23 protein-coding genes are annotated in these 25,788 nt (G+C 60.8%); 14 read left to right on the top strand and 9 right to left on the bottom strand.

From position 1 onward, the window contains the following. Nucleotides 1-155 precede the first annotated feature (155 nt). Nucleotides 156-1,811, top strand: a complete 1,656-nt coding sequence (locus HU727_RS04980) for a PqiB family protein (RefSeq protein WP_186528664.1) — start codon at nt 156-158, stop codon at nt 1,809-1,811. Between the two features lie 17 nt (nt 1,812-1,828). Continuing rightward, the gene (locus tag HU727_RS04975; RefSeq protein ID WP_186528657.1) at nt 1,829-2,380 is read left to right on the top strand and encodes a PqiC family protein; all 552 of its coding nucleotides are present in this window, start codon (nt 1,829-1,831) and stop codon (nt 2,378-2,380) included. A 6-nt stretch (nt 2,381-2,386) separates the two neighbouring features. Here the strand turns inward: HU727_RS04975 and HU727_RS04970 are convergent, their stop codons facing one another. Then, on the bottom strand, nt 2,387-3,325 hold the full coding sequence (locus tag HU727_RS04970) for a site-specific integrase (protein WP_367616970.1): 939 nt from the start codon (nt 3,323-3,325) through the stop codon (nt 2,387-2,389). Between the two features lie 319 nt (nt 3,326-3,644). Between HU727_RS04970 and HU727_RS04965 the strand changes: the two genes are divergently transcribed. The 5 genes from HU727_RS04965 to HU727_RS04945 all read left to right on the top strand — a co-directional run bounded on the left by HU727_RS04965 (nt 3,645) and on the right by HU727_RS04945 (nt 9,607). Further along, nucleotides 3,645-5,024 carry a UDP-glucose dehydrogenase family protein gene (locus HU727_RS04965; RefSeq protein WP_186528655.1) on the top strand — a complete coding sequence of 460 codons (1,380 nt, stop codon included), beginning with the start codon at nt 3,645-3,647 and terminating at the stop codon, nt 5,022-5,024. Between the two features lie 134 nt (nt 5,025-5,158). Beyond that, nucleotides 5,159-6,337: an MFS transporter gene (locus tag HU727_RS04960; protein ID WP_186528653.1), complete on the top strand. Its 1,179-nt coding sequence runs from the start codon at nt 5,159-5,161 to the stop codon at nt 6,335-6,337. A gap of 157 nt (nt 6,338-6,494) precedes the next feature. Further along, the gene (locus HU727_RS04955) at nt 6,495-7,181 is read left to right on the top strand and encodes an HPP family protein (protein ID WP_186528651.1); all 687 of its coding nucleotides are present in this window, start codon (nt 6,495-6,497) and stop codon (nt 7,179-7,181) included. Between the two features lie 164 nt (nt 7,182-7,345). Next, nucleotides 7,346-8,452: an enoyl-CoA hydratase/isomerase family protein gene (locus tag HU727_RS04950; RefSeq protein WP_186528649.1), complete on the top strand. Its 1,107-nt coding sequence runs from the start codon at nt 7,346-7,348 to the stop codon at nt 8,450-8,452. A 3-nt stretch (nt 8,453-8,455) separates the two neighbouring features. Further along, on the top strand, nt 8,456-9,607 hold the full coding sequence (locus tag HU727_RS04945; protein ID WP_186528647.1) for an acyl-CoA dehydrogenase family protein: 1,152 nt from the start codon (nt 8,456-8,458) through the stop codon (nt 9,605-9,607). Nucleotides 9,608-9,698: 91 nt separating this feature from the next. Here HU727_RS04945 and HU727_RS04940 read toward each other — a convergent pair whose 3' ends face one another. The 6 genes from HU727_RS04940 to HU727_RS04915 form a co-directional block, all read right to left on the bottom strand. Further along, on the bottom strand, nt 9,699-10,472 hold the full coding sequence (locus HU727_RS04940; protein WP_186528638.1) for an enoyl-CoA hydratase: 774 nt from the start codon (nt 10,470-10,472) through the stop codon (nt 9,699-9,701). 14 nt (nt 10,473-10,486) lie between these two features. Then, nucleotides 10,487-11,614 (bottom strand): acyl-CoA dehydrogenase, encoded by a 1,128-nt coding sequence (locus HU727_RS04935; RefSeq protein ID WP_186528636.1) that lies wholly within the window; start codon nt 11,612-11,614, stop codon nt 10,487-10,489. 144 nt (nt 11,615-11,758) lie between these two features. Then, nucleotides 11,759-12,952, bottom strand: a complete 1,194-nt coding sequence (locus HU727_RS04930) for an acetyl-CoA C-acyltransferase (protein WP_186528628.1) — start codon at nt 12,950-12,952, stop codon at nt 11,759-11,761. Nucleotides 12,953-12,964: 12 nt separating this feature from the next. Continuing rightward, nucleotides 12,965-13,726, bottom strand: a complete 762-nt coding sequence (locus HU727_RS04925; RefSeq protein ID WP_186528626.1) for an SDR family NAD(P)-dependent oxidoreductase — start codon at nt 13,724-13,726, stop codon at nt 12,965-12,967. A gap of 18 nt (nt 13,727-13,744) precedes the next feature. Continuing rightward, nucleotides 13,745-15,409, bottom strand: coding sequence for an AMP-binding protein (locus tag HU727_RS04920; RefSeq protein WP_186528617.1), 1,665 nt, complete (start codon nt 15,407-15,409; stop codon nt 13,745-13,747). Nucleotides 15,410-15,652: 243 nt separating this feature from the next. Then, nucleotides 15,653-16,669: an AraC family transcriptional regulator gene (locus HU727_RS04915; protein ID WP_186528615.1), complete on the bottom strand. Its 1,017-nt coding sequence runs from the start codon at nt 16,667-16,669 to the stop codon at nt 15,653-15,655. A 291-nt stretch (nt 16,670-16,960) separates the two neighbouring features. Here HU727_RS04915 and efeU point away from each other — a divergent pair, with 291 nt between their 5' ends. The 4 genes from efeU to efeO (HU727_RS04895) are packed head-to-tail and all read left to right on the top strand — an operon-like array spanning nt 16,961 to nt 21,176. Then, on the top strand, nt 16,961-17,800 hold the full coding sequence (gene efeU, locus HU727_RS04910; RefSeq protein WP_186528613.1) for an iron uptake transporter permease EfeU: 840 nt from the start codon (nt 16,961-16,963) through the stop codon (nt 17,798-17,800). 8 nt (nt 17,801-17,808) lie between these two features. Beyond that, nucleotides 17,809-19,008, top strand: coding sequence for an iron uptake system protein EfeO (gene efeO, locus HU727_RS04905; protein ID WP_186528611.1), 1,200 nt, complete (start codon nt 17,809-17,811; stop codon nt 19,006-19,008). A 17-nt stretch (nt 19,009-19,025) separates the two neighbouring features. Then, nucleotides 19,026-20,324, top strand: coding sequence for an iron uptake transporter deferrochelatase/peroxidase subunit (gene efeB / locus HU727_RS04900; RefSeq protein ID WP_186528609.1), 1,299 nt, complete (start codon nt 19,026-19,028; stop codon nt 20,322-20,324). Between the two features lie 27 nt (nt 20,325-20,351). Then, on the top strand, nt 20,352-21,176 hold the full coding sequence (gene efeO / locus HU727_RS04895; protein WP_186528607.1) for an iron uptake system protein EfeO: 825 nt from the start codon (nt 20,352-20,354) through the stop codon (nt 21,174-21,176). 107 nt (nt 21,177-21,283) lie between these two features. Here efeO (HU727_RS04895) and pssA read toward each other — a convergent pair whose 3' ends face one another. After that, nucleotides 21,284-22,627, bottom strand: a complete 1,344-nt coding sequence (gene pssA / locus HU727_RS04890; RefSeq protein ID WP_186528605.1) for a CDP-diacylglycerol--serine O-phosphatidyltransferase — start codon at nt 22,625-22,627, stop codon at nt 21,284-21,286. 214 nt (nt 22,628-22,841) lie between these two features. Between pssA and HU727_RS04885 the strand changes: the two genes are divergently transcribed. The 3 genes from HU727_RS04885 (at nt 22,842) to HU727_RS04875 (ending at nt 24,985) form a co-directional block, all read left to right on the top strand. Next, on the top strand, nt 22,842-23,405 hold the full coding sequence (locus HU727_RS04885) for a TetR/AcrR family transcriptional regulator (protein WP_186528596.1): 564 nt from the start codon (nt 22,842-22,844) through the stop codon (nt 23,403-23,405). A 52-nt stretch (nt 23,406-23,457) separates the two neighbouring features. Beyond that, nucleotides 23,458-23,937, top strand: a complete 480-nt coding sequence (locus HU727_RS04880; protein WP_186528594.1) for a nuclear transport factor 2 family protein — start codon at nt 23,458-23,460, stop codon at nt 23,935-23,937. A 268-nt stretch (nt 23,938-24,205) separates the two neighbouring features. Next, a complete protein-coding gene (locus tag HU727_RS04875; protein WP_186528592.1) occupies nt 24,206-24,985 on the top strand; it encodes a TSUP family transporter in 780 nt (259 codons plus the stop codon). On the opposite strand, the gene nudC is transcribed toward HU727_RS04875, so the two are convergent. Then, entirely contained in the window at nt 24,953-25,783 is an 831-nt protein-coding gene (gene nudC, locus HU727_RS04870; protein WP_186528584.1) for an NAD(+) diphosphatase, read from the bottom strand. The genes HU727_RS04875 and nudC overlap by 33 nt on opposite strands. Nucleotides 25,784-25,788 lie beyond the last annotated feature (5 nt).

The raw sequence follows: 25,788 nt of genomic DNA, 5'->3' as shown, positions 1-25,788 counted from the left end.
ATGATCAACAAATGCAGCCTTCCCCCAGCGCCTGCCAAGGGATTTTGCGGTGCACGCCAGCTATACACATTTGCTCTATCGCCAAGCACTTCTATATTGAGGAAGTGCTTTTGCGTTCCTGACGCTCAGTGCCCAACGAATTGAGGAGGACATGGATGAAGTCGTCACCCAGCGACGAGCCGCGAGCACCGGGCCAGGCACCGATCAAAACCGGTCGCTTCGGCGTCTCACTGGTATGGATCGTGCCGATTGTGGCCGTATTGGTGGGCATCTCGCTGGTGGTACACAACATCCTTCAGGAAGGCCCGACGATCACCGTCACCTTCAAGACCGGTGATGGCCTCACCGCCAACAAGACCGAAGTCAGATACCGCAACGTGGTCATCGGCCATGTCTCGGAAGTCGAACTGGCCAACGATCATAAAAACGTCAACGCCACGATCAAACTGGCCAAGCAGGCCGAAGCCTTCACCCGCGAGGACTCGCAGTTCTGGGTCGTGCGGCCGCGCATCGGTGCCGGCGGCGTGTCCGGCATCGACACACTGTTCTCGGGTGACTACATCGGTGCCGACATTGGCCAGTCGAATAATCGCAGAAAAGATTTCAAAGGCCTGGAGAACCCGCCGCCGATCACGTATGGCGAACCGGGCAAGCGGTTCACCCTGCATACCGCAGACCTGGGTTCGCTGGACATTGGTTCGCCGGTCTATTACCGCAAGATTCCGGTGGGCCAGGTGGTGGCCTACGCACTGGATCAAGATGGCAAAGGCGTCAATGTCGAGGTGTTCATTCATTCACCCAACGATACCTACGTCACTGAAAACACCCGTTTCTGGAACGCCAGCGGCATCGACGTCAATGTCGGCGCCAACGGCGTTGCGGTGAAGACCGAATCGCTGTCGAGTCTGCTGGTCGGTGGCATCGCCTTCCGCGCCCCGGACTACAGCCCCAACGACACGCCCGCCGGCGAAGAAAAGAACTTCGAACTGTTCGCCACCCAGACCGCCGCCCTCGCCCCGCCCGATGGCAAGGCGCAATACCTGACGTTGCGTTTCGACCAGGCATTGCGTGGGCTCAAGGTCGATGCGCCCGTGGAGTTCCTGGGCATCGAAATTGGTCGGGTGGTCGGCGTCAACCTGGATTTCGACGAGGTCAAACGCAGCTTTCCGGTCAATGTCGGCATCGTCATCTATCCGCAACGACTAGGTCGCGCCCACGCGAAAATACTCAAGACCTACCATGGAGACGAGAACGACGAGGCCACCGGCGCGCGCCTGATTGGCACTTTCATCGAGAACGGCCTGCGCGCTCAGGCACGCAACGGCAACCTGCTCACTGGCCAGTTGTACATTTCGCTGGATTTCTACCCGAAAGCACCGAAAGTCGCCTTCGATCCAAGCGCTCGGCCGGTCAGTATTCCGACGATACCGGGCAGCCTCGAGCAGTTGCAGGAAAAACTCGAAGCGATGGTCAACAAGATCAATGCGCTGCCGGTGGAACGTATCGCCAGCAACCTCGACGGTAATCTGGTCGAGCTGCGCAAAGGCCTCAAGCAATTCAATGCCAAGACGCTGCCGGGCGTGCAGAGCACCCTCGCGGACGTCAGCAAGACCCTGCAATCCGCCAATTCGACCCTGGCCGAAGACTCACCGCAGCGCGAACAATTGACCGAGACCCTCGACGAACTCGGGCGCATGTCGCGCTCTTTGCGTGAGCTGTCGGACTACCTTGGCCGGCACCCTGAGTCGCTGATTCGCGGACGCCCGGACAACGCAGCGCCGCTGGACCTCAAAGGACCGCCCCGCAATTGAGCACAGGAGCTGATTCCATGGCTTTACCGTTGAAGATCACCGTGCTTGCTGCGTTTGTGCTTCTGGGCGCGTGCCGCAGCGACCCGATCAGCTTTCACACATTGACCCCGGTGCATCAGGGCACCAGCCGCAGCAGCGCTGACATTGCCATCGAAAGCATCACCGTGCCGCCGCAGGTTGATCGCGCACAAATCGTTATTCGCGAGGGCAACAGCGGTGTGGCGATCCTCGAAACCGATTGGTGGAGCGCCAGCCTTGCCGATGAGTTGCGAGGTGCGATGCTCGATCAATTGAGTAATGGCGTCGGCCAGCAACAAGCCTCCGTGCGCCTTGATGTACAACGCTTCGACTCGATTCCCGGCCAGTACGCCTTGATCGACGTGAAATGGCGCTTGCGTCCGCTCGGGGCGGCGGACGCAGCGTTGCTGACGTGCCGTTCAGTCTTGCAGACACCGTCGGGGCCGAGCATCGAGGAACTGGTCACCGCGCAGCAGAACAACGTTAAACGCCTGGCCGCGCAGATCGTCCAGGCGGCGACCGGTCCACGCAACTGCCCTTCGCCCGGTTGATCAGCCTTACAAGTCGAAGCGATCCACCGCCCGCCGCCGCTCGTTGTCATCACGCACATCGTAGTTGGCGGTCGTCTGGATATTGCTGTGGTGCGCCAGTTTCTGTGCGATCGACAGGTCGTGTTCCTCGATCACTCGAGTGATGAACGAGCGACGGAAATCGTGCGGCATGATCTTCACCCCGACCTGCGTACCGCGCTGACGGGCAATGTAATAAATCGCGTGCTTGGTGATGCGCTCGCGGGTGATGTGGCTGCCTCGGCGAATGCGGTTGAACAGAAACGCGTCATCACTTTCGCCCTCCTTGAGCTGTGAGCGGCGCAGCTCCAGCCAGGCATCGAGCTTGGCGAATGCCCAGGCCGGCGCGTACTTGATCAGCTGTTTATTGCCCTTGCCGGTCACAGTCAGGCTGCGTTCCCTGAAATCGACCTGACTCAAATCCAGATCCACCGACTCCGACTTGCGCATGCCCGTGCCGTACAGCAGCGCAATCACTGCTGCGTCGCGCAGGCCTTGCGGGCGCGGGTCGGCGGCGCAGACTTCCATCAGTTCATGAATCAAGGTGCGCTTGAGGTTGCGCCCCTGCGACAGTCGCGTGCCGGCGATGCCTTTGACCGAACGCATCTTCAGCAAGTGATCCTGTGTGATCAGGCTCATGCGCCAGGCCTCGTTCATCACGCCGCGCATCGCGTTCACGTACAACGACGAGGTGTTGGGCGCATAACCGTCGGCGCGTAACGCGGCGACCAGGGCCACGACGTCTTCCGGTTGCAGCCCATGCCAGGGAATCTCTTCAATATCCATGTCCTCGAAACCGAGGCGGTCGGCGGCGTCTTGCAGCACATAGCGCATGGTCAACTGGCTGGAGGGCGCCAGCCGTGCCAGGTAAACGGTCAGTGGATTGGTGTTGGACAGTGCGGGTTGGGTACTCGACAAATCACTCAAACGAAACGGCCTTGAAATAAAAAACGATTCAACAAAAACAATGAACGCAGGGAAACAGAACGGCGGCGGGCAGGCATTAAAAAGATGATCAGCCGACCGTTCCACAGGCGTCTTTGACAAAAAACGGCATGACTCAATGACGGGGTTGCCGCGAAAGGCCGACAACCTGCCGTCCGAGGACCTAAAAGTCAATCGGGCATTGCCCCAACGGTCTGCCCCGCCCCTTGAATGCAGCTGTTTGGAACGCATACCACTCGGTAGGCGAACTGAAACATGACGTTCCTATCCTGACGCAGGGATCAGCGCTCAGGAGTGCTCCATGAAGATCACAGTGTTTGGCAGCGGTTATGTCGGTCTGGTGCAAGCGGCCGTGTTGGCCGAGGTCGGCCATGATGTCGTGTGCATGGACGTCGATGAGGAGAAGATCAAGCGCTTGTGCCAAGGCGACGTCAGCATCTTCGAACCGGGCCTGACCCGCCTGGTGCGCGAGGGCCTGGACTCGAAACGACTGCAATTCACCTCCGATGAAACACTCGCGGTGCTGCATGGGCGTGTGGCGTTCATTGCTGTAGGCACGCCATCTCGAGAGGACGGTTCAGCGGATCTGCGCTACGTGCTGTCGGTCGGTGATGCGATTGCCCGCCACCGGGAGCCCCCACTGATCATCGCGCAGAAATCCACGGTGCCGGTGGGCACGGGCGATACCTTGCGCAGCCACATTGAAAAAGCGCTGATCAAAGTCGGCCGGTTGCTGCAGTTCGATATGGTCTCCAACCCGGAATTTCTCAAGGAGGGCTCGGCGGTCGCCGACTGCCGCCGGCCCGACCGCATCGTTATCGGTTGCGAAGGCGATGAGGTGCGCGACGTGATGCGCGATCTGTATGCGCCGTTCAACCGCAACCACGACCGCATCATGTTCATGGACCTGCGCAGCGCCGAGCTGACCAAATACGCCGCCAACTGCATGCTCGCCACCAAGATCAGCTTCATCAATCAGATGGCCGAACTCGCCGAGCACCTGGGCGCGGACATTGAGTCAGTGCGCCAGGGCATGGGGGCCGATACCCGCATCGGCTATCACTTCATCTATCCGGGCTGCGGTTATGGCGGTTCGTGTTTTCCCAAGGACGTGCGCGCGCTGATTCACAGTGCCGAGCAGGCGCATTGCTCCAGCGATTTGTTGCAGGCCGTCGAGGCGATCAACCAGCGGCAGAAGCACAAACTGTTCGAACGGATCAACGCGTTCTACCGGGGCGATTTACGGGGCAAGGCATTTGCGCTCTGGGGACTGGCGTTCAAACCCAACACGGACGACATGCGCGAAGCGCCGAGCCGAATGCTCCTGGAACAATTGTGGGCCGCCGGCGCCAGCGTGCGCGCGTTTGACCCGGAGGCCATGCAGCAAACCCGACAGATTTACCCGAACGAATCTGGATTGGTGTTGATGGGGACACCGGAGTCGGTGCTTTCTGGCGCCGATGCGCTGATCATTTGCACCGAATGGCAACAGTTCAAGGCGCCGGACTTTGACCTGATCAAACAGCGATTGAACAACCCGGTGATTTTTGACGGTCGTAATCTGTATGACGCCGAGCGGCTGGCGCGCGCTGGCTTCAAGTATTTTCCGATGGGACGTGGAGAGTCACGCAAACTGCCGATTTCACTGCGCAAGTGGCGGGCGGCTTCGGATGTGGCTTGATCGGGGCTGAGGGAACGATCAATCGCGAGCAGGCTCGCTCCCACATTGGATTGTGGTCTGTCTGCTTGACCGTTGGACTCGGCGCCGGTGAGGATGGCGCACGCCGGCAATCTGAATAAGGACATTCCTCCTCCGTGACCACCTACTCGCCCCTCATCCGTCGGTTGATGATCAGCTCGCTCACCGTCGTGATCAGTCGCGCCCTGATCAGCCCGTTGCTGACGCTGTTTCTCAGCAACAAGCTCGGGCTCGATCCGCAGGATGTTGGCCTGTTGCTGGGCATTGCGGTGTTCAGTGCCACGCTGTTGTCGTTGTACGGCGGCTACATCATTGACCGGCTCGACAAGCGGCGTTTGCTGATTCTGACCATGCTCTCCAGCGGCATCGGCCTGATTTTACTGACGCTCGCGCAGAACCTGTACCTGGTCACCCTGGTGCTGATCATCAGTGAAACCGCGTCGGCATTGTTCCTTATCGGCTCCAAGGCGATCCTCAGCGAGAACCTCCCGGTGGGCCAACGGGTCAAGGCGTTCTCCCTCAGTTACACGTTGACCAATATCGGCTATGCGGTCGGGCCGATGATCGGCGTGGTGATTGCCGGAGTGCAGCCGTCCGCGCCGTTTTTCGTCGCCGGTGCGATTGCCATTGGCAGTATCTTCCTGCTGATCGGTGCCCCCAGGGATGCAAGCCAGATGGCGACCGGCAACGCGCCGCAAAGCTTTGTCAGCACCCTGATCATTCTGAAAAAAGACCGCACCATGGTGCTGTTCACCCTCGGCTGCCTGTTAAGCACATTGGTGCACGGCCGCTTCACGCTTTACCTGTCGCAATACCTGTTGGTCACGTACACCCAGCAACAGACGCTGGACACCATGGCTGCCCTGCTCGCCTGCAATGCAATCACGGTGATTTTGTTGCAGTACCAGGTCGGCCGTTGGTTAAGCCGCGACCGTCTGCGCCACTGGATTGCCGGTGGCACCGCGTTGTTCATCGTCGGGCTGATCGGTTTCAGTCTGGCCGGCAGCCTGATTGGCTGGTGCGTGGCGATGTTCGTTTTCACCCTGGGCGAAATGATCATCTACCCGGCGGATTTTTTGTTCGTCGACACCCTCGCCCCGCAAGCACTGCGTGGAAGCTACTACGGCGCACAAAACCTGGCGGCTCTCGGCGGGGCCGCGAGTCCGGTGATGTGCGGCTTTCTGCTGATGCACACACCGGCTCCGAGCATGTTCTACGCGTTGGCTGCCGTGGCAGCGCTGGGCGGCTACCTGTGCGTCGTCGGCGCACGCCGATCTGCTTCAGTTCAAAAATAGTGCACTAAAACTGCATTTATATGAATTTGTCAGCATCCAGTTTGAGCGGCAAACTGTGCGCGTTCCTCCCCCAATGTTGGAACGCTTCGAGGGCTTTCCGGATATGCCGGACAAGTCCTTTTTTTTGCCCCGGATTTTTGTAAAGGATCAGTTCTACATGCTCGCTCGCTGGTTGCCCGCCGCCATCAATACCCGTCCCACCGAATGGAGCCGCGCCGCGATCGGCATGGGCCTGGGCACGCTGTTCAGTGTGTGGATGTGCGCCCAGGTGTTCGGTCATGAGGTCGCGTATCACCTGATCGGCCCGCTGGGCGCATCGGCGGTGTTGCTGTTCGCCGTGTCCTCGGGCGCCCTCGCCCAGCCGTGGTCGATACTCGGCGGTTACTTGTGTGCCGGTGCTGTCGCCTTGCTGGTTTCCCACGTACTCGGTCGAACCCTGGGCAGCGCCTGCCTCGCCGCCGGCATGGCGGTGGTCCTGATGTGCTGGCTGCGTTGCCTGCATCCACCGGCCGGCGCGCTGGCGTTGACGCTGGTACTGGCCGACCCGGCGACCATTGCCATGGACTGGAAAGCCATGGAACCGGTAATGCTCGGCGCCGTGTGCATGCTCATGAGCGCGCTGGCCTACAACAACCTGACCCGGATCCGCTACCCGAAACGCCCCGCCGACCCGGCGCCGCCGGTTGCCCCGGTCGACAGCCTGGCGATTACCGCCGATGACCTGAAGCTTGCGCTGGCCGACATGGAAGCCTTTATCGACGTCACCCCCGAAGACCTCGAACGCCTGATCCACGCCAGCGAACTGCACGCCAAGCGACGCAGCATTACCGAAACGTTCAAATGATCCCGTGCACTCGTCAGCTCCTACACAGGTAGCGGCCCTAAGATAAAAACGCAGATTCCCCCTGCACATATCCCCGTTGTACATGACAAATTTGCGCTGTTACGATCCGCTAACGCCCGCGCGCGGGCTTATCGAATAAAGACAATAAAAGCAGGGAGTTACTGATGACAGCTCAGGCTTCATCCCAGCGGACCCAGTCCATGGATGCCATGCAGAACGACGTGCTGGCCGAGGTGCGCAACCATATCGGCCACCTGACCCTCAACCGCCCTGCAGGCCTTAATGCAATCACCCTCGACATGGTGCGTCAGCTGCAACAGCAGCTCGATGCCTGGGCGACTGACGCCGATGTCCACGCCGTGGTTCTGCGCGGTGCCGGTGAGAAAGCCTTCTGCGCCGGCGGCGATATTCGTTCTCTGTACGACAGCTACAAAAGCGGCGACACGCTGCACGAAGATTTCTTCGTCGAGGAATACGCCCTCGATTTGACGATTCATCACTACCGCAAACCGGTGCTGGCCCTCATGGACGGTTTTGTCCTCGGCGGCGGCATGGGCCTGGTGCAAGGCGCGGATCTGCGGGTGGTCACCGAAAAAAGCCGCCTGGCAATGCCGGAAGTGGCAATCGGTTATTTCCCCGACGTCGGCGGCAGTTATTTCCTGCCGCGCATTCCCGGTGAGTTGGGAATCTATCTGGGCGTCAGCGGCGTGCAGATTCGGGCCGCCGATGCGTTGTATTGCGGCCTCGCCGACTGGTACCTGGAGAGCAGCAAACTGGCGCTGCTGGATGAAAGGCTCGACCAGATGGAATGGCAGGACACGCCGCTCAAGTCGCTGCAGAACCTGCTGGCCAAACATGCCGTGCAAACCCTGCCCGATGCGCCGCTCCGCGCCCTGCGCCCGGCCATCGACCACTTCTTCGCCCTGCCCGACGTGCCAAGCATGGTCGAGCAGTTGCGCGCCGTCACCGTTGCCGACAGCCATGAATGGGCGACTGCCACCGCTGACCTCCTGGAAACCCGTTCCCCCCTGGCCATGGCCGTGACCCTGGAAATGCTTCGTCGCGGCAGGCACTTGAGTCTGGAGCATTGCTTCGCCCTGGAGCTGCATCTGGATCGCCAGTGGTTCGACCGTGGCGACTTGATCGAAGGCGTCCGTGCCCTGCTGATCGACAAAGACAAAACGCCGCGCTGGAATCCGCCGACCGTCGCTGAACTGGACGCTGCCCGGGTTGCAGCTTTCTTCCATGGTTTTGATGAGAGCGGGAGCTGAGTCATGCACGATCTCGAACTGACCGAAGAACAAGTGATGATCCGCGACATGGCCCGGGATTTTGCCCGTGGCGAAATCGCGCCCCACGCGCAGGCCTGGGAAAAGGCCGGCTGGATCGACGACGCCCTGGTGGCGAAGATGGGCGAGTTGGGCCTGCTCGGTATGGTGGTTCCTGAGGAATGGGGCGGCACCTATGTCGATTACGTTGCCTACGCCCTGGCAGTGGAAGAAATCTCGGCCGGTGACGGCGCCACGGGCGCGTTCATGAGCATCCACAATTCCGTGGGCTGCGGTCCGGTGCTCAATTACGGCAGCGACGAACAGAAACAGACCTGGCTGGCCGCTCTGGCCAGCGGGCAAACCATCGGTTGCTTCTGCCTGACTGAACCGCAAGCCGGTTCTGAAGCCCATAACCTGCGCACCCGCGCCGAACTGCGCGACGGCCAGTGGGTGATCAACGGCGCCAAGCAGTTCGTCAGCAATGGCAAACGGGCGAAACTGGCGATCGTGTTTGCGGTGACCGATCCGGATCTGGGCAAGAAAGGCATTTCGGCGTTTCTGGTGCCGACGGATACGCCAGGGTTCATCGTCGATCGCACTGAACACAAAATGGGCATCCGTGCTTCTGACACCTGTGCGGTGACGCTGAGCAACTGCAGCATCCCTGAAGCCAACCTGCTGGGTGAGCGCGGCAAGGGCCTGGCGATTGCCCTGTCCAACCTCGAAGGCGGTCGCATCGGCATCGCGGCTCAGGCGCTGGGCATTGCCCGCGCAGCGTTTGAGGCAGCACTGGCCTACTCCAAGGATCGTGTGCAATTCGACAAGCCGATCATCGAACACCAGAGCATCGCCAATCTGCTGGCTGACATGCACATGCAGATCAATGCCGCGCGGTTATTGATTCTGCACGCGGCGCGGCTGCGCACGGCGGGCAAACCTTGTCTGTCCGAGGCTTCACAGGCCAAGTTGTTTGCATCCGAGATGGCCGAGAAGGTCTGTTCGTCGGCGATTCAGATCCATGGCGGGTATGGATATCTGGAGGATTACCCGGTCGAGAAGTATTACCGCGATGCCCGGATTACCCAGATCTATGAAGGATCCAGCGAGATTCAGCGGATGGTCATCGCGCGGGACCTGAAGAACTACCAGCTCTAAAAGCTTCGCGAGCAGGCTCGCTCCCACAGGAATCTCCACAATTGGGAGTGGGAGCGAGCCTGCTCGCGAAAGTGTCAGCTCGACCGCTGTGTTACTTCCCTTGGAACACTGCCTCACGCTTACCCACAAACGCCGCCATCCCTTCCTTCTGGTCGTGCGTCGCAAACGCGGCATGGAACACCCGCCGCTCAAAGCGCACGCCTTCAGTCAGATTGACCTCAAACGCCCGGTTGACGCTTTCCTTGACCATCATCGCAATCGGCAGCGATTTGCTGGCGATCACCGCCGCGACCTTCAATGCTTCATCAAGCAACTCATCGCTCGGCACGATCCGCGCGACGATGCCGCAGCGCTCGGCTTCCACCGCATCGATCATGCGCCCGCTCAGGCACATTTCCATGGCTTTGGCCTTGCCGACCGCGCGGGTCAGGCGCTGGGTGCCGCCCATGCCCGGCAGCACGCCGAGGTTGATTTCCGGCTGACCGAATCTGGCGTTATCGCCCGCCAGGATGAAGTCGCACATCAGCGCCAGTTCGCAGCCGCCGCCGAGGGCGAAACCGTTGACGGCAGCGATGATCGGCTTGCGCCGGTTGGCGACGCGATCGCTGTCGCTGAACAAATCGTCCATGTAGATCTGCGGGTACGTCAGTTCAGCCATTTCCTTGATGTCCGCCCCGGCGGCGAAAGCTTTTTTCGAGCCGGTGATGACGATGCAACCGATGTTGGCGTCGGCCTCCAGCGCGTCGAGGGCGTGGTTCACTTCGCTGACCAGTTGCGCGTTCAGGGCATTCAGCGCCTGCGGCCGGTTGAGGGTGATCAGGCCTACGCGGTCGTTGATGTCCAGAAGAATCGTTTCGTAAGTCATGAATTAATTCCTTGTCAGAGGTTGCGCGAAATGACCATGCGCTGGATGTCGCTGGTGCCTTCGTAGATCTGGCAAACGCGCACGTCGCGGTAGATCCGTTCCAGCGGGAAGTCGTTGAGGTAACCGTAACCGCCGAGGGTTTGCAAGGCCATGGAGCAGACTTTCTCGGCCATTTCCGAGGCGAACAGCTTGGCCATCGACGCCTCGACCAGAGCCGGTTGGCCGCTGTCGCGCAATGCCGCTGCGTAATGGACCATCTGCCGGGCAACGGCAATCTGCGTGGCCATGTCGGCCAGGCGGAACGCCACGGCCTGATGCTCGATGATCGGTTTGCCGAAAGTGTCACGCTCGCGGGCGTAGTCGCGGGCGGCTTCGAAGGCTGCACGCGCCATGCCCACCGCCTGCGCGGCGATACCCACGCGGCCGCCTTCGAGGTTGGCCAGCGCAATCTTGTAGCCTTCGCCCTCTTCACCCAGGCGGTTGGCCGCTGGCACTTTCAGGTCTTCAAAGAGGATCTGGCAGGTGTCGGAAGCATGCTGGCCGAGTTTGTCTTCGACCCGCGCGACGGTATAGCCCGGCGAGTCGGTCGGCACGATGAACGCGCTGATCCCGCGTTTGCCGGCGCTCGGATCGGTGACCGCGAAGACGATCACCGCCCCGGCGTTCTGCCCTGAAGTGATGAACTGTTTGCAGCCGTTCAGCACGTAGTGATCGCCCTCACGTCGCGCGCGGGTTTTCAAGCTGCTCGCATCGGAACCCGCCTGCGGCTCGGTCAGCGCAAACGCCCCGAGCATGGCGCCGCTGGCCAGCGGTTTGAGGAAGCGTTCGCGCTGCTCGTCATTGCCGAACTTGAGGATGGGCACGCAGCCGACCGAGTTGTGCACGCTCATGATCGTCGAGCACGCACCGTCGCCGGCGGCGATCTCTTCAAGGGCCATGGCGTAGGCCAGGTAACCGGTGTCGCAACCGCCCCACTGCTCCGGCACGAGCATGCCGAAGAAACCCAGTTCAGCCATCTCGGCGACGGCCTCCTTGGGGAAACGGTGTTCGCGGTCCCACTCGGCGGCAAACGGCTTGAGCCGCTCCTCGGCAAACTGCCGGGCCATGTCGCGGATCTGCTGCTGGTCTTCGTTGGGGATCATGGTGGGTCCTTAAAATCCGGAGAACGACATCGAACCTTGTGGGAGCGAGCCTGCTCGCGAAAGGGGTGTGCCCGTGAAACACAGGCTGGATGATACGACGCCTTCGCGAGCAGGCTCGCTCCCACAGTTAAATCGGGTATGCCTTCAATAAACGCATTCCACGGCCATGGCCGTCGCTTCGCCGCCGCCGATGCAGATCGCCGCGATGCCGCGCTTCAGGTTGCGTTGACGCAGGGCCGACAGCAACGTCACCAGAATCCGCGCACCGGAGGCACCGATCGGGTGGCCCAGCGCGCAGGCGCCGCCGTGCACGTTGAGCTTGTCGTGGGGGATTTCCAGGTGCGTCATCGCTGCCATGCCGACGACGGCAAACGCTTCGTTCACCTCGAACAGGTCCACCTGATCCAATGCCCAACCGGTTTTCTTCACCAGTTTCTTGATGGCGCCGATCGGCGCCGTCGGAAACAGCCCCGGTGTGTCGGCGAACGCAGCGTGACCGTGGATCACCGCCAGTGGTTTTAGGCCCAGTTGCTGCGCATGGGATTGACGCATCAACACCAGCGCCGCCGCGCCGTCGGAGATGGAACTGGAATTGGCAGCGGTCACCGTGCCGCCTTCACGGAACGCCGGTTTCAGCGAGGCGACTTTGTCGAGTTTGGCTTTTGGCGGTTGCTCGTCGTGACTGATGACAACCTGTTCCTTGCCAACGGTAACGGTCAGCGGGACGATTTCGTCCTGGAAGCTGCCGTCCTTGATGGCCTGTTGTGCGCGGGTGGTCGAGGCGATGGCAAAGGCGTCCTGCGCTTCACGGCTGAAACCGTTGGTCTCGGCGCAATCCTCGGCGAAGGTGCCCATCAGGCGGCCCTTGTCGTAAGCGTCTTCGAGGCCATCGAGGAACATCGAATCGAGCACGCGGCCGTGGCCCATGCGGTAGCCGCTGCGGGCGCGATCGAGCAGATACGGCGAATTGGACATGCTTTCCATGCCCCCGGCAATGACCACGTCGGCGCTGCCGGCGATCAGCATGTCGTGGGCCAGAATGGTGGTTTCCATGCCCGAACCGCACATCTTGTTGACCGTGGTGCAGCGCGTCGATTTATCCAGCCCGGCGCCCAGTGCGGCTTGTCGTGCCGGCGCCTGGCCGAGGCCTGCCGGCAATACGCAACCGAACAACACCTCATCAACCGAATCGCTGGCGACACCGGCGCGCTCTACTGCTGCCTTGATCGCCGCAGCACCGAGTTGCGGCGCGGTGAGGCTTTTCAGTTCGCCCTGAAAGCCGCCCATCGGGGTACGGACGGCGCTGACGATGACAATCGGATCGTTGGAAATAGTCATGACTAATCCTCCTTACTTGGCGGCCATGCGCAAGGCGCCGTCGAGACGGATCACCTCGCCGTTGAGCATGCTGTTTTCGATGATGTGGCGAACCAGTGCGGCGTATTCATCGGGTTTGCCCAGGCGTGGCGGGAACGGTACGCCAGCGGCCAGCGACTCGCGGACTTCCGGGGTCATGCCGGCCATCATCGGGGTTTCGAAAATCCCCGGGGCGATGGTCATCACCCGAATGCCAAAACGCGCCAGCTCGCGCGCGGCCGGCAGGGTCAGGCTGGTGATCGCGCCCTTGGACGCCGAATACGCGGCCTGACCGATCTGGCCGTCGAACGCCGCGACCGAGGCTGTGTTGATGATCACGCCGCGTTCGCCGTCAGCATTGGCTTCGCTTTCGGCGATGGCCGCAGCGGCCAGTCGCAGCATGTTGAAACTGCCGATCAGGTTGACGTTGATCACCTGGGCGAAACTGGCCAGTGCATGCGGGCCGTTCTTGCCGAGAATTTTTTCGCCCCGAACGATACCGGCGCAGTTGACCAGACCATTGAGGCTACCGAAGGCTTTGACCGTCGCTTGCACAGCGGCGTCTGCGGCGGCTTCGTTGCTGATGTCGGCCACCACACTGTGTGCGCCCAGACGCTCGGCCTGCGCGGCCACCGCTTCGGCGTTCATGTCCACCAGCATCACCTTGGCGCCGGCCTTCACCAGCAATTCAGCGGTGGCTGCGCCCAGGCCGGACGCGCCGCCGGTGACGATAAAAACCTTGTTCTCGATCTGCATGACTGGGTTTCCTTGGATTCAAGCTGAAACGTTGTGCGCCGCGGCCTCTTGAGCCTTGGCGATTTCCTGGTTGCGCAAGATAAAGCGCTGCAATTTGCCGCTTGGGGTTTTCGGCAATTCGCTGACAAATTCGATTTCACGGGGGTAAGAATGCGCGGCCAGACGCTTGCGTACGTGTTGGCGCAGCTCCTCAGCCAGCTCCGGCGCCGCGCGGTATTGCGCGCTCAACACGACAAAGGCTTTCACCAGTTCAGTGCGCTCCGGGTCGGGCTTGCCGACCACTGCCGCTTCGACCACGGCTGGGTGTTCGATCAGCGCGCTTTCAACATCGAACGGACCTACGCGGTAGCCCGAGGTGGTAATCACGTCGTCGCTGCGGCCGACGAAGCTGATACTGCCGTCCGGGTTCCACTCGACAGTGTCGCCGCTCAGGTAGTAATTGCCGACGAAGGCTTTGGTCGGCGCGCCTTCATAGCCGCCGAACCAGCACATTGGCGACTGCGGGCGGTCGATGGCGAGGATGCCCGGCTGGCCGACGCCCAGTTCGTTGTATTGCTCATCCAGCACGACGATGCGATGGCCCGGCGACGCGAAACCGGCCGCACCGATGTGCACCGGATGATCGAGGCCATGGTGATTGCACAGCACCATGCCCAGTTCGGTCTGGCCGTAGTGGTCATGAATGACCACGTCAAGGTTGTCGGCGAACCAGCGGATCACTTCCGGGTTCAGTGGCTCGCCGGCGCTGCTGACGATGCGCAGTTTGCCTTTGATCGATTTGGAGAAATCCTGTCCCCCGGCGATCAGCAGGCGGTAGGCGGTGGGCGAACCGGTGAGGTTGGTGATGCCGTATTTGTTGATCACCCGGCAGGTGCTCTCGAGGGTGAACGGGCCATCGTAGAACGTGATCGGGTGCCCCAGTGCCAACGGGCCGGTGACGCCGAAATAGATGCCATAGGCCCAGCCCGGATCGGCAACGTTCCAGAAAGCGTCTTCGGGGCGCAGATCTACTGCATCGCGGGTGTAGCTCTGAAAGGCGACGATGGCTTTGAGCGGCACCGACAAGGCTTTCGCCGGGCCGGTTGTGCCCGACGTGAACATCAGCAGAAAGGGATCTTCACCGGTCAACAGCACCGGTTCGCAAACATTGGAATAGTTGGCCAGCTCGGCCCAGAAACTGAAATCACCCTGGACAATGCCTTGCCCTTTTGCACCGCCGACCGTGACCACGGTCGGGCAATCAGTGACCTCGGCGAGCTTCGGGCGGTTGACCGCGTCGGTCACCACCACTTTCGCGCCGGAACTGTTCAGGCGATGTTCGAGGGCTTTGGGGCCGAACGCGGTAAACAGGGGTTGATACACCGCGCCGATGCGCCAGGTGGCGAGCACAGTGATGAGCAATTCAACGTTGCGCGGCAGCAGGCCGGCGACCTTGTCACCCTTCTGCACGCCTTGGCCAAGGAGAAAGTTGGCGAAACGCGCGGCCTTGTCTTGCAGGTCAGTGAACGTGTACGTCGCGCTGGCGCCGTCGCGACCTTCCCAGAACAACGCGATGCGTCCGGGCAAGGCGTGGCGGTCGCAGCATTCGACGCAAGCATTGAGCGCCGCAAGCGTTCCGCTGAGCGCAGCCTCGACGGTGTGCTGATAATTGAACTGTTCGGTGGCAGACAAGTAATCGCGCATTGCCAGAATCCCTCGGTGTTTTTATTAGGCTGGGAACCGTAAACAACAGAGGGATAGTCGCGCTGCGCGAGGCTTGGGGCAATGGTCAAAGCTATCAAAGTGGCTGACTGGTTTGGCCATGGAGATGCGCCGCCATGACGGACGCCTTCGCAAGCAGGCTCGCTCCTACTGGGGGGAATGCATTTCAAATGTGAGAGCGAGCCTGCTCGCGATGGGGCCGGTACGAGCGCCGCAAAAACCGGATCAGACGGCTTCGTTCAGGATCAGCGTCCGATAATGCCCAGGGTTTGACCCGGACCACTTGCGAAACGCCTTGTAAAACGAACTCGCGTCGGCAAAGCCCAATCGTGTCGCGATCTCGACGAAGCTGATCGAAGGTTCTGCCAGCCAGGTAATTGCCAGTTCTTTGCGCACGCTGTCCTTGAGCCCTTGATAGGTCTGTCCTTCCTCGGCCAGACGCCGACGCAAGGTCGACGCGGACATCCACAGTTGCTGGGCCAGCGCTTCGGTTTCCGGCCACTGTTCGGCAGGCAGTTGCCGCAAATCCTGCTTGATGCGGCTGGCCAGGCTGTCGGGGTCGCGGTACTTCACCAGAATATTCGCCGGCGCCTGGGCGAGGAAGCGCTTGAGCTCTTCGGGGCTGCGTTTGATCGGCAGATCGAGGCAATCGGCGGCAAAGATCATCCGCGTGCGCGGCCGGTCGAAGCGCAGGTTTTCCGAAAACATCACTCGGTAGTCGTCGGTGAAGTCCGGCGCCGCGCAGCGCAGTTCAATGGCAAGGATCGGTATCCGCCGCCCCGCCAGCCAGCATGCGACGCCGTGAACGATCATCCAGTAAGTGAAATAAGTGAAGGCGCGCGGTGGCTCGGCGTCGTCTTCCAGCAAAACGATTTCGGCAAGACTCTGCTGGTGTACCAGTTGCGCCGGCAGCTTTTCGAACATCAGCGAAAGGAAATTCAGACCCGTGTCCAGCGCCGCCGCCAGCGTCGGTTGCGCCATGGCGCTGCGGCATAGAAACGCCAGGCTGCCGGACTTGAGCTTGCGCGGATCCATGCCGAAGAACTCGTCATCGCAGCGCCGGGCCAACAGGCGCCAGAGTCTGGCGTATTGCGAAGCCGGCACTCGTCCGTCATCAGTCTGCAGCAATGCCGGATCGATACCGACCTTGTTCAGCGCCTCTTGCGTGGCCGCGCCGGGAGCACAGCTTTGCAGCAGCGCTTCGCGCACCAGTTGAATGGCAATGGTGTCTTTTTCCGCCATGGAGCGAGGTGAGCCTTGTTGTTTTTCGGGTGGTTGGCATCTTACCCCAGCTGCTGAATTCACCGCAGGACCAATGTGGGAGCGAGCCTGCTCGCGAAAGCGGTGTGCCAGGCAAAGACGTATCACAGGCATACCGCATTCGCGAGCAGGCTCGCTCCCACAAGGAAACCCTGCGGTTCATACATCGAGTTTGTTCAGCTCAGGTTCAGCTAAATGTCAATCAATGCCATTTGGGAATGAGTGTCATTATGTTACAACTTAGCAACCTATCTAAATCGCTGTGGTTGCCGAATGCTCGTTCCCTTTTTGATCATGCTGCGCGAAGGCATTGAGGCCGCGCTCATTGTCGGCATCATTGCCAGTTACCTCCAGCAAACCGGACGCGGTCAATGGATGCCGGCCGTCTGGATCGGCGTTTTCCTGGCCTGCGCTCTCGCGCTGCTGGTCGGCGGTGGCCTGGAACTGGTCAGCGCCGAATTCCCGCAAAAGCAGCAGGAACTGTTCGAAGGCGTCGTCGGTTTGGTGGCCGTGGGCATTCTCAGTTCGATGGTGTTCTGGATGCGCAAGGTCGCGCGCTCGATCAAGCATTCGCTGCAAGCCTCTCTCGATCAGGCGTTGACGGCATCGAAGCATCAAGTGTTCGCCCTGATTGTCATGGTGTTCTTCGCCGTCGCTCGCGAAGGCCTGGAAACCGTGTTCTTTCTCCTCGCCGTGTTCCAGCAAAGCGAAGGTCCGGGCGCGCCGATCGGCGCCCTGCTCGGCCTGATCCTGGCAGTGATCGTCGGCTTCCTGATCTACAGCGGCAGCATGCGCCTCAATCTCTCGGCGTTCTTCAAGTGGACCGGTTTGTTCATCCTCGTCGTCGCTGCCGGCATTCTCGCTAACTCCGTGCAGGCGCTGCATGAAGCCGGGCTGTGGAATCACTTGCAAACGGTGGTCTTCGACTTCAGTGCGACGCTGCCGATGGACGGCCCGCTGGGCTCGGTGCTGGCCGGCATGTTGGGTTATCAGGATGCGCCAACCGTCAGCACCCTCGGCGCGTATCTGATTTATCTGCTGGTGGCGCTGGTGATGTTCTTCCTGCCCGCGCCCCGCCATGCGGCGCCAACGACTTCCGTTTCCAGCCAATAAGGGCTCCCATGTCAAACACAGAAACTCCTCAGGCCGCCCCTCCCCGCGCCTTGCGCTGGGCCGTGGCGGGTTCGGTGATGCTGATGATCGCTGCGGGTGGCCTGTTTTGGTACGCCTCGAAAATGGCTGCGGCCAAGCGGCAGCACAACCATGACGAAATCGTCGTCAACATCCATCCGCACAGCTGCGAGCCGAACGCGCTGACGGTGCCGGCCGGCCGCGCCAGTTTCCGCATCGTCAATCGCTCCGAGCGCGCGGTCGAATGGGAAATCCTCGATGGCGTGCTGGTGGTCGAAGAGCGCGAAAACATTGCGCCCGGCCTCAGTCAGGTGATCAACGCCAACCTGCAACCCGGAAACTATGCGATTACCTGCGGCTTGCTCAGCAACCCGCGCGGCACCTTGCACGTCACGCCGACGGCGGCCTCGGATGCCGCCGCCAAGGCCAAACCTTCGATGGTGGCATTCGTGGGACCGTTGTCGGAATTTCGCGTGTACCTGGCCGTTGAGGGCAGCGCACTGATCAAAGCGGTGACGGCGCTGAATCATGCAATCGCCGAGGGTGACTTGAGCCAGGCGCAGTCGCTGTACCTGCCGGCGCGTGCTGCTTACCAACGCCTGGCTCCAGCGGCGCAACGTCTGGCAGAGCTGGACAATCACATCAACGCCCGCGCTGATTATTTTGAAAAGCGTGAACAGGATCCGGCTTTTGTCGGCTTCCACCGCATCGAACTGGCCTTGTTCGCGCAGCACACACTGGATGACCTTGCGCCGATTTCCCAGCGCCTGCTCGCCGACGTCAGCACGCTCAAGCAGCAATTGCTTGTGCAGTCGCTGCCACCGGAACAACTGGTGAGCATCGTCGTACGCAACCTCAACAGCCTTGCCGATGTGCGCGCCGCCAGCGGTGAAGAAGAGCGCTACAGCCACAGCGATCTCAACGGTTTTGCCGCCAATGCGCAAACCGCGCACAAGGTTGTGGACCTGCTGCGGCCGATGCTGAGCAAAACCGCCGCTGGCATCTTGCCGACCATCGACCAGGCGCTGGGTGATTTCGATAGCCAGCTCAATGCCCTCAAGGCCGACGGCGGCTACGTCGGTTACGACACCGTCAACGCCGAGCAACGCCAGCAGATCGGCGAAAAAGCCAGGGCACTGGCCAAAGCGCTCGACGGCATCGACCCCGCCCTCGGCCTCTCCGGCCTGTAACCAGAAGACCACGACCGATGAACGATTCAGAACCTCTCAACCTGCAACGTCGCCGCGTGCTGATGGGCATGGGCGCCGCCGGTGTTGCCCTTGCCGGATCGGCCCTGAGCTGTCCGGCCATGGCCGCCGCGCCGGCGCAAGTCACCGAAGCGCCGAGCAGCGACAAGACCGAAGACCGCCATGACTTCCGTGGCGTGCACCAGACCGGCGTCGTCACGCCGCGCCCGGCCTCCGGCATGCTGGTCGCGTTCGATGTCTTGGCCGCAAATCGCGAAGATCTCGAGCGACTGTTCCGCACCCTCAACGAGCGGATCGCCTTTCTGATGACGGGCGGCCCGGTGGCACAGATCGACCCGAAACTGCCGCCGCCGGATTCCGGCATCCTCGGCCCGGTGGTCACTCCGGACAACCTGACCATCACGGTTTCCGTTGGCGAGTCACTGTTCGACGAGCGCTTTGGTCTGGCCGGCGTAAAACCCAAGCGCCTGCAACGCATGGTCGGCTTCCCCAATGATGCCCTGGACGCCGATTGCTGCCACGGCGACTTGAGCCTGCAGTTCTGCGCCAACACTGCCGACACCAACATTCACGCCCTGCGCGACATCGTCAAAAACCTGCCCGACTTGCTGCTGGTGCGCTGGAAACAGGAAGGCAGCGTACCGCCGCAAGCGCCGGTCAAACCGGGCGTGCCCGCGCAATCGGCACGCAATTTTCTTGGCTTTCGCGACGGCTCGGCCAATCCCGATTCCAACGACGCCAGGGCCATGGACCGTATCGTCTGGGTGCAACCGGGCAGCGATGAGCCCGAATGGGCTGTCCACGGCAGCTATCAGGCCGTGCGCATCATTCGCAACTTCGTCGAGCGCTGGGATCGCACACCGCTGCAGGAACAGGAAAGCATCCTCGGGCGAGTCAAAAGCAGCGGCGCGCCGATCGGTGGCCACAGCGAAACCGAAGTGCCGGATTACAGCAACGATCCGGCCGGCAAGCGGACCAAACTCGACGCGCACATCCGGCTGGCCAATCCGCGCACCGCTGCGAGCCAGGCCAACCTGATCCTGCGCCGGCCGTTCAACTATTCAAACGGCGTGAACAAGAACGGCCAACTCGACATGGGCCTGCTGTTCATCTGCTACCAGGCTGATCTGGAAAAAGGCTTCATCACCGTGCAGACCCGCCTCAATGGCGAACCGCTTGAGGAATACCTGAAACCGGTCGGCGGCGGTTACTTCTTCACTCTTCCCGGAGTAACGGGCGATCAGGACTTCATCGGTCGTTCTCTGCTCGCTGCCACCCACACCGAAACAGCCGCATAACACCACCCCGACACTGGAGCCGCCCCCATGAAAAAGACGCCACTCGCGTTATTGCTGACCCTTGGTTTGCTCAACATTCCGCTGTCGGCGTTCGCCGTCACCGCACCGCTGGATCTGGTGGGGCCGGTGTCGGACTACAAAATCTACGTCACTGAAAAGCTTGATGAACTGGCCCGCCACACTCAACAGTTCACCGACGCGGTGAAAAAAGGCGACCTGGCCACCGCGCAAAAACTCTACGCGCCAACGCGGGTTTATTACGAATCGATCGAGCCGATTGCCGAGCTGTTCAGTGATCTGGATGCCTCCATCGACTCGCGCGTCGACGATCACGAACAAGGCGTGAAGGCTGAAGACTTCACCGGGTTCCACCGGATCGAGTATTCGCTGTTTGCAGAGAACTCCACGAAGGGGCTCGATGCACTGGCGGACAGATTGAATAAAGACGTGCAGGACCTGCAAACCCGCGTTGCCGGTTTGACCTTCCCGCCAGAAAAAGTCGTCGGTGGCGCTGCTGCGCTGCTGGAAGAAGTCGCGACAACGAAGATTTCCGGCGAGGAAGATCGCTACAGCCACACCGATCTGTATGACTTCCAGGGCAATATCGACGGTGCGAAGAAAATCGTCGACCTGTTCCGGCCGCACATCGAACAGCAGGACAAGGCGTTCGTCGCCAAAGTGGACAAGAACTTCGCCACGGTCGACAAGATCCTCGCCAAGTACAGGACGGCGGATGGCGGGTTTGAAACTTACGACAAAGTGAAGGACAACGACCGCAAGGCACTGGTCGGCCCGGTGAATACGCTGGCCGAAGATTTGTCGATGATGCGCGGGAAGTTGGGGCTGAACTGAGGTTTTTGTAGTGTCCGACCGGCCTATTCGCGAGCAGGCTCGCTCCCACAGGGAAATGCATTCCAAGGGTGGGAGCGATCCTGCTCGCGAAGGGTGTTTCGGACGCGCTAGAGAATCCGGTAAAGCAACCGCTCAATCCTTACCCGACTCACCCGTTTGAGAAACTTCGCTACCCCCGCCGGATAGTCCGGCAGCGTCTCCAGCGTCTGGAAGCTATCGATCCGCGTGGTATGGCGGAAGATGTTCTCAAGCTCCTTCGCCCGTGGCTCCAGCCATTCCCCTTTCGGATCATCGAGCAGCAGCGCGTTCTCCAGGTCCAGGCGGAATGCCCGTGGGTTGAGGTTGTTGCCGGTCAGCAGGGTGTAACGCTGATCCACCCACATGCCCTTGAGGTGGTAAGTGTTGTCGCCGTCGCGCCACAGGTGCAGGTTCAACTGACCGCTGTCGATACTGCGCTGATGCCGCTTGGCAAAGCGCCGCAGACTGATTTCGTACAGGTACGGTAACGCCGCAATCACCCGGAACGGCTCGCTCGGCGGTATGTAGAAGTCGTTGGCGGTCTTGTCGCCGACCACGATGTCGATCCTCACGCCACGCGCCAGTGCCCGGTTGATCTCGCGGATGACGCCCAGCGGCAGATTGAAGTACGGCGTGCAGATGGTCAGCTGCTTTTGCGCGCTGGCGATCAGTTCGAGAATCGCCCGGTTCAGCGGGTTGTTTTTGCCGACGCCCAGCAGCGGAGTGACCGACAGCCCTTCTCGGGCAGTGCTGCCGGCGCTGGTGTCGTACGTCGCATATTTGAGGCGGCTGCGCAGGTCGCCGATGTCGTTGCGCAGGCTGCGCGTGGTCGGCAGGTTCGGCAGGTCGAGGCGATGCACGGCTTTCGACTCCATCAGACCGTGCTTGACCAGGTGATGCATCGAATCCGCGAGTTCACGACTGTGCAGGACGTGGTACCGGTCAAACCGGTATTTGTCGAGTTTGTGCAGGTAGACGTTGTTCAGGCTGGCGCCGCTGTAAACCACGCGGTCATCGATCACGAAGCCTTTGAGGTGCAGCACGCCGAACAGCTCGCGGGTTTGCACCGGCACGCCGTAGATCGGTACTTCGCTCTGATGGGTGCGGGTTATCTCCTGATACCACGCCGCATTACCGGGCTGTTTGCCGGCACCGATCAGGCCGCGTTGCGCGCGCAGCCAGTCAACCACCACGGCTATTTCCAGCTCAGGATGTTTGAGCTTGGCGGCGTGCAAGGCATCGAGGATTTCCTGGCCGGCTTCGTCCTCCTGCAAATACAGCGCGACGATGTAGATGCGCCGGGTCGCGGTGGCGATTTGCTCGAGCAGACAGCGTCGGAATTCGGCTGCGCTGGACAGAATGCTCACCGCCTCGGCGGTCAGCGCAAAGCTGCGCAGTTTGGGCAGCAAAGAACGTTTGAAAAGCAACGGCATAAGGCTCGCAAGGTTCGAATCCGAAGAGTTAGAGAGCTTACACCATCGCCTGCGCCGGGTCTTGTCAGTGTCTTGGGAACCGCATTCGCGAGCAGGCTCGCTCCCACTTGAAGTGAAATCCCCCTGTGGGAGCGAGCCTGCTCGCGAAGACGATTCAACAGGCGCCAGAATCTTTCGCTTGACCAAGGAGAACAGTCGTTCTACTGTTTGCCACATGAACGAAATAACCAGCCATGACACACGCGACATTATTCTGGATGTCACCGAAAAACTGATCTACAAAAGTGGCATCGCGGCCACCAGCATGGATCTTTTGGTGAAGACCGCCGGCGTCTCGAGAAAAAGCATTTACCGTTACTTTGCCGACAAAGACGACCTGGTGGTCGCCGCCCTGCAAAGGCGCGACATCCGCTGGATGCACTGGTACAGAAACGCGGTCGATCAGGCCGAAACGCCGGCTGACCGCCTGCTCAACCTGTTTACCGTGCTCAAGGGCTGGTTCGCCTCGGAAGGCTTTCGAGGCTGCGCCTTTATCAACACCAGCGGCGAGACCGGCGACCCACGGGACCCGGTGCGTCAGGTCGCCAGGAAACACAAACAGAAGCTGCTCGACTACGTGTGCGAGCTGTGTACCGAATATGGTGCCGAGAATCCGCAACGGCTTGCCAGTCAGTTGCTGATCCTGATTGATGGTGCCATTACCGTAGCGCTTGTGACGGGTGATCACAGTGCCGCCGATAATGCGCAATGCATGGCGCGACAGTTATTGGGCCTGTAGCTCTTATAAGCCGGACTTGTTGTTAATTCATCAATGCATCAGGAGATTGAACATGTCTACCGCAGCCCAGGTACGTCCGCCATTGCCACCGTTCAACCGTGAATCGGCCATCGAGAAGGTGCGCCTGGCCGAGGACGGCTGGAACACCCGCGATCCGGAAAAGGTATCGCTGGCCTATACCCTCGACACCCAATGGCGCAACCGAGCCGAGTTTGCGACCAATCGCGAAGAGGCCAAGGCATTCCTGACCCGCAAATGGGCGAAAGAGCTGGATTACCGTTTGATCAAAGAGCTCTGGGCCCACTCCGACACGCGCATCGCCGTGCGTTATGCCTATGAATGGCACGACGATTCGGGAAACTGGTTCCGCTCCTACGGCAACGAAAACTGGGAGTTCGATGAAAACGGCCTGATGTTCCAGCGCTACGCCTGCATCAACGACATGCCGATCAAGGAAAGCGAACGCAAGTTCCACTGGCCGCTGGGCCGTCGGCCCGATGATCATCCGGGGCTGACCGAACTGGGCCTTTAAACCCAACGCTGCTCCCAATGGAGACCTTCGCTTGCTCGCGATAGCGGTGTGTCAGTCGGACGTTAAATCTATCCGCCATACCGCCTTCGCGAGCAAGGCTCGCTCCTACAAATTTTGCGGCGTACGCGACAGATATTCAACAACCAAACCGTGTGGGAGCGAGCCTGCTCGCGAATCAGTCCGACTGCTCGCCGCAACAGTTGGATACAGGTAACATAACCGCCCTCCCCGCAGCTCACGTTCTGCGCCTGCCGAATAAGCCGACTCCATGCCTTTCGAACTCAGCGTTGACCTCACCACCCTGGCCATTCTGGCTGCTGTTGCCTTCCTTGCAGGCTTCATCGATGCGATTGCTGGCGGTGGCGGTCTGTTGACCACGCCGGCCCTGTTGACCGCCGGCCTGCCACCGCATCTGGTGCTGGGCACCAACAAACTGAGCTCGACGTTCGGTTCGGCCACTGCCAGTTTTACCTTCTACAAACGCAAACTGTTTCATCCACGGCAATGGACGCACGCGATTGTCGGCACCTTGGTCGGCGCGCTCACGGGCGCTATCGTCGCTCATTACCTGCCGGCGGAGTGGCTGAACAAGATGCTGCCGGTCATCGTCTTCGCCTGTGGCGTGTACCTGCTGTTCGGCGGCACGCCAAAGGCGCCGCTGGACAGCGACGCACCGATCAAAAAGAAATGGCAATCGACCCAAGGCTTCAGCCTCGGCTTTTATGATGGCGTGGCCGGCCCCGGCACAGGTGCGTTCTGGACAGTGAGCAGTCTGCTGCTGTACCCGATCGATCTGGTCAAAGCCAGCGGCGTGGCGCGCAGCATGAACTTCGTCAGCAACATTGCGGCGCTGTCGGTGTTCATCTTTTCCGGGCAGGTCGACTGGGTGATTGGCCTGTGCATGGGCCTGTCGGTGATGGTTGGCGCTTTCTTTGGCGCGCGCACCGCAATCAGCGGCGGCGCCAAGTTCATTCGACCGGTGTTCATCACCGTGGTACTGGGTTTGACCGTGCGGCTAGCCTGGCAGCACTGGTTCAGCGTGGCCTAAGCGCCGAGCCACATAGACGTCGATCAGGTAACGGGCAATCGAACGCGACGCCGGGAGCGGCGGCAGATCGTGCACGTTGAACCACTGGGCATCCTCGATCTCGTCCTCCTGACAGACTATCTCGCCACCGGCGTATTCGGCATGGAAGCCGAGCATCATCGAATGCGGGAACGGCCAGCACTGGCTGCCGATGTACTGGATGTTCTTGACCTCAATCTGCACTTCTTCGCGCACTTCGCGAATCAGGCACTCTTCGGCCGACTCTCCTGGCTCGGCAAAACCGGCCAGCGTGCTGTAAACGCCCGTGACGAAACGCGGTGAGCGCGCCAGCAGCACTTCATCACCGCGAGTGATCAGAACGATCATGCTCGGAGAGATTCGCGGATAACTGCGCAGATCGCAGGGTTGGCAATACATCGCCCGCTCACCCGGTACCTGCGTCATCGGCTGACCGCAATTACCGCAGAAGCGATGTTCGCGCGCCCAAGTGCCGATCTGCGCCGCGTAACCCAGCACTTTATACAGCGTGTGGTCACCTTCGAGCATGAACGCTCGCAGGCCTTTCCACCCGCAACCGGGCACTTCGCTGACACTGCGCAGTTCCAGCAGATACACCGGTTCGCCATCGAGATGGCCAATGCCGTGCTCGGCGAGGATTGACAGGTCCTGACGCTTGAGCCATTCACGCGGGAACAGCGCGCCGTTGTCGTCGAAGAGAAAGCCTTCAGGGCTGCGCGCTACGGCCCAGCCGCCGGGTTGGTCGGTGTCGAGTACAGCAGTGGTCCAGCGAGAAGTCATGGTTA

Origin of the sequence: Pseudomonas khorasanensis, from assembly GCF_014268505.2 — a bacterium.
Lineage (GTDB): Bacteria > Pseudomonadota > Gammaproteobacteria > Pseudomonadales > Pseudomonadaceae > Aquipseudomonas > Aquipseudomonas khorasanensis.
Note: the sequence above shows the minus strand (reverse complement) of the source record. Positions and strands in the feature narration are given on the sequence as shown.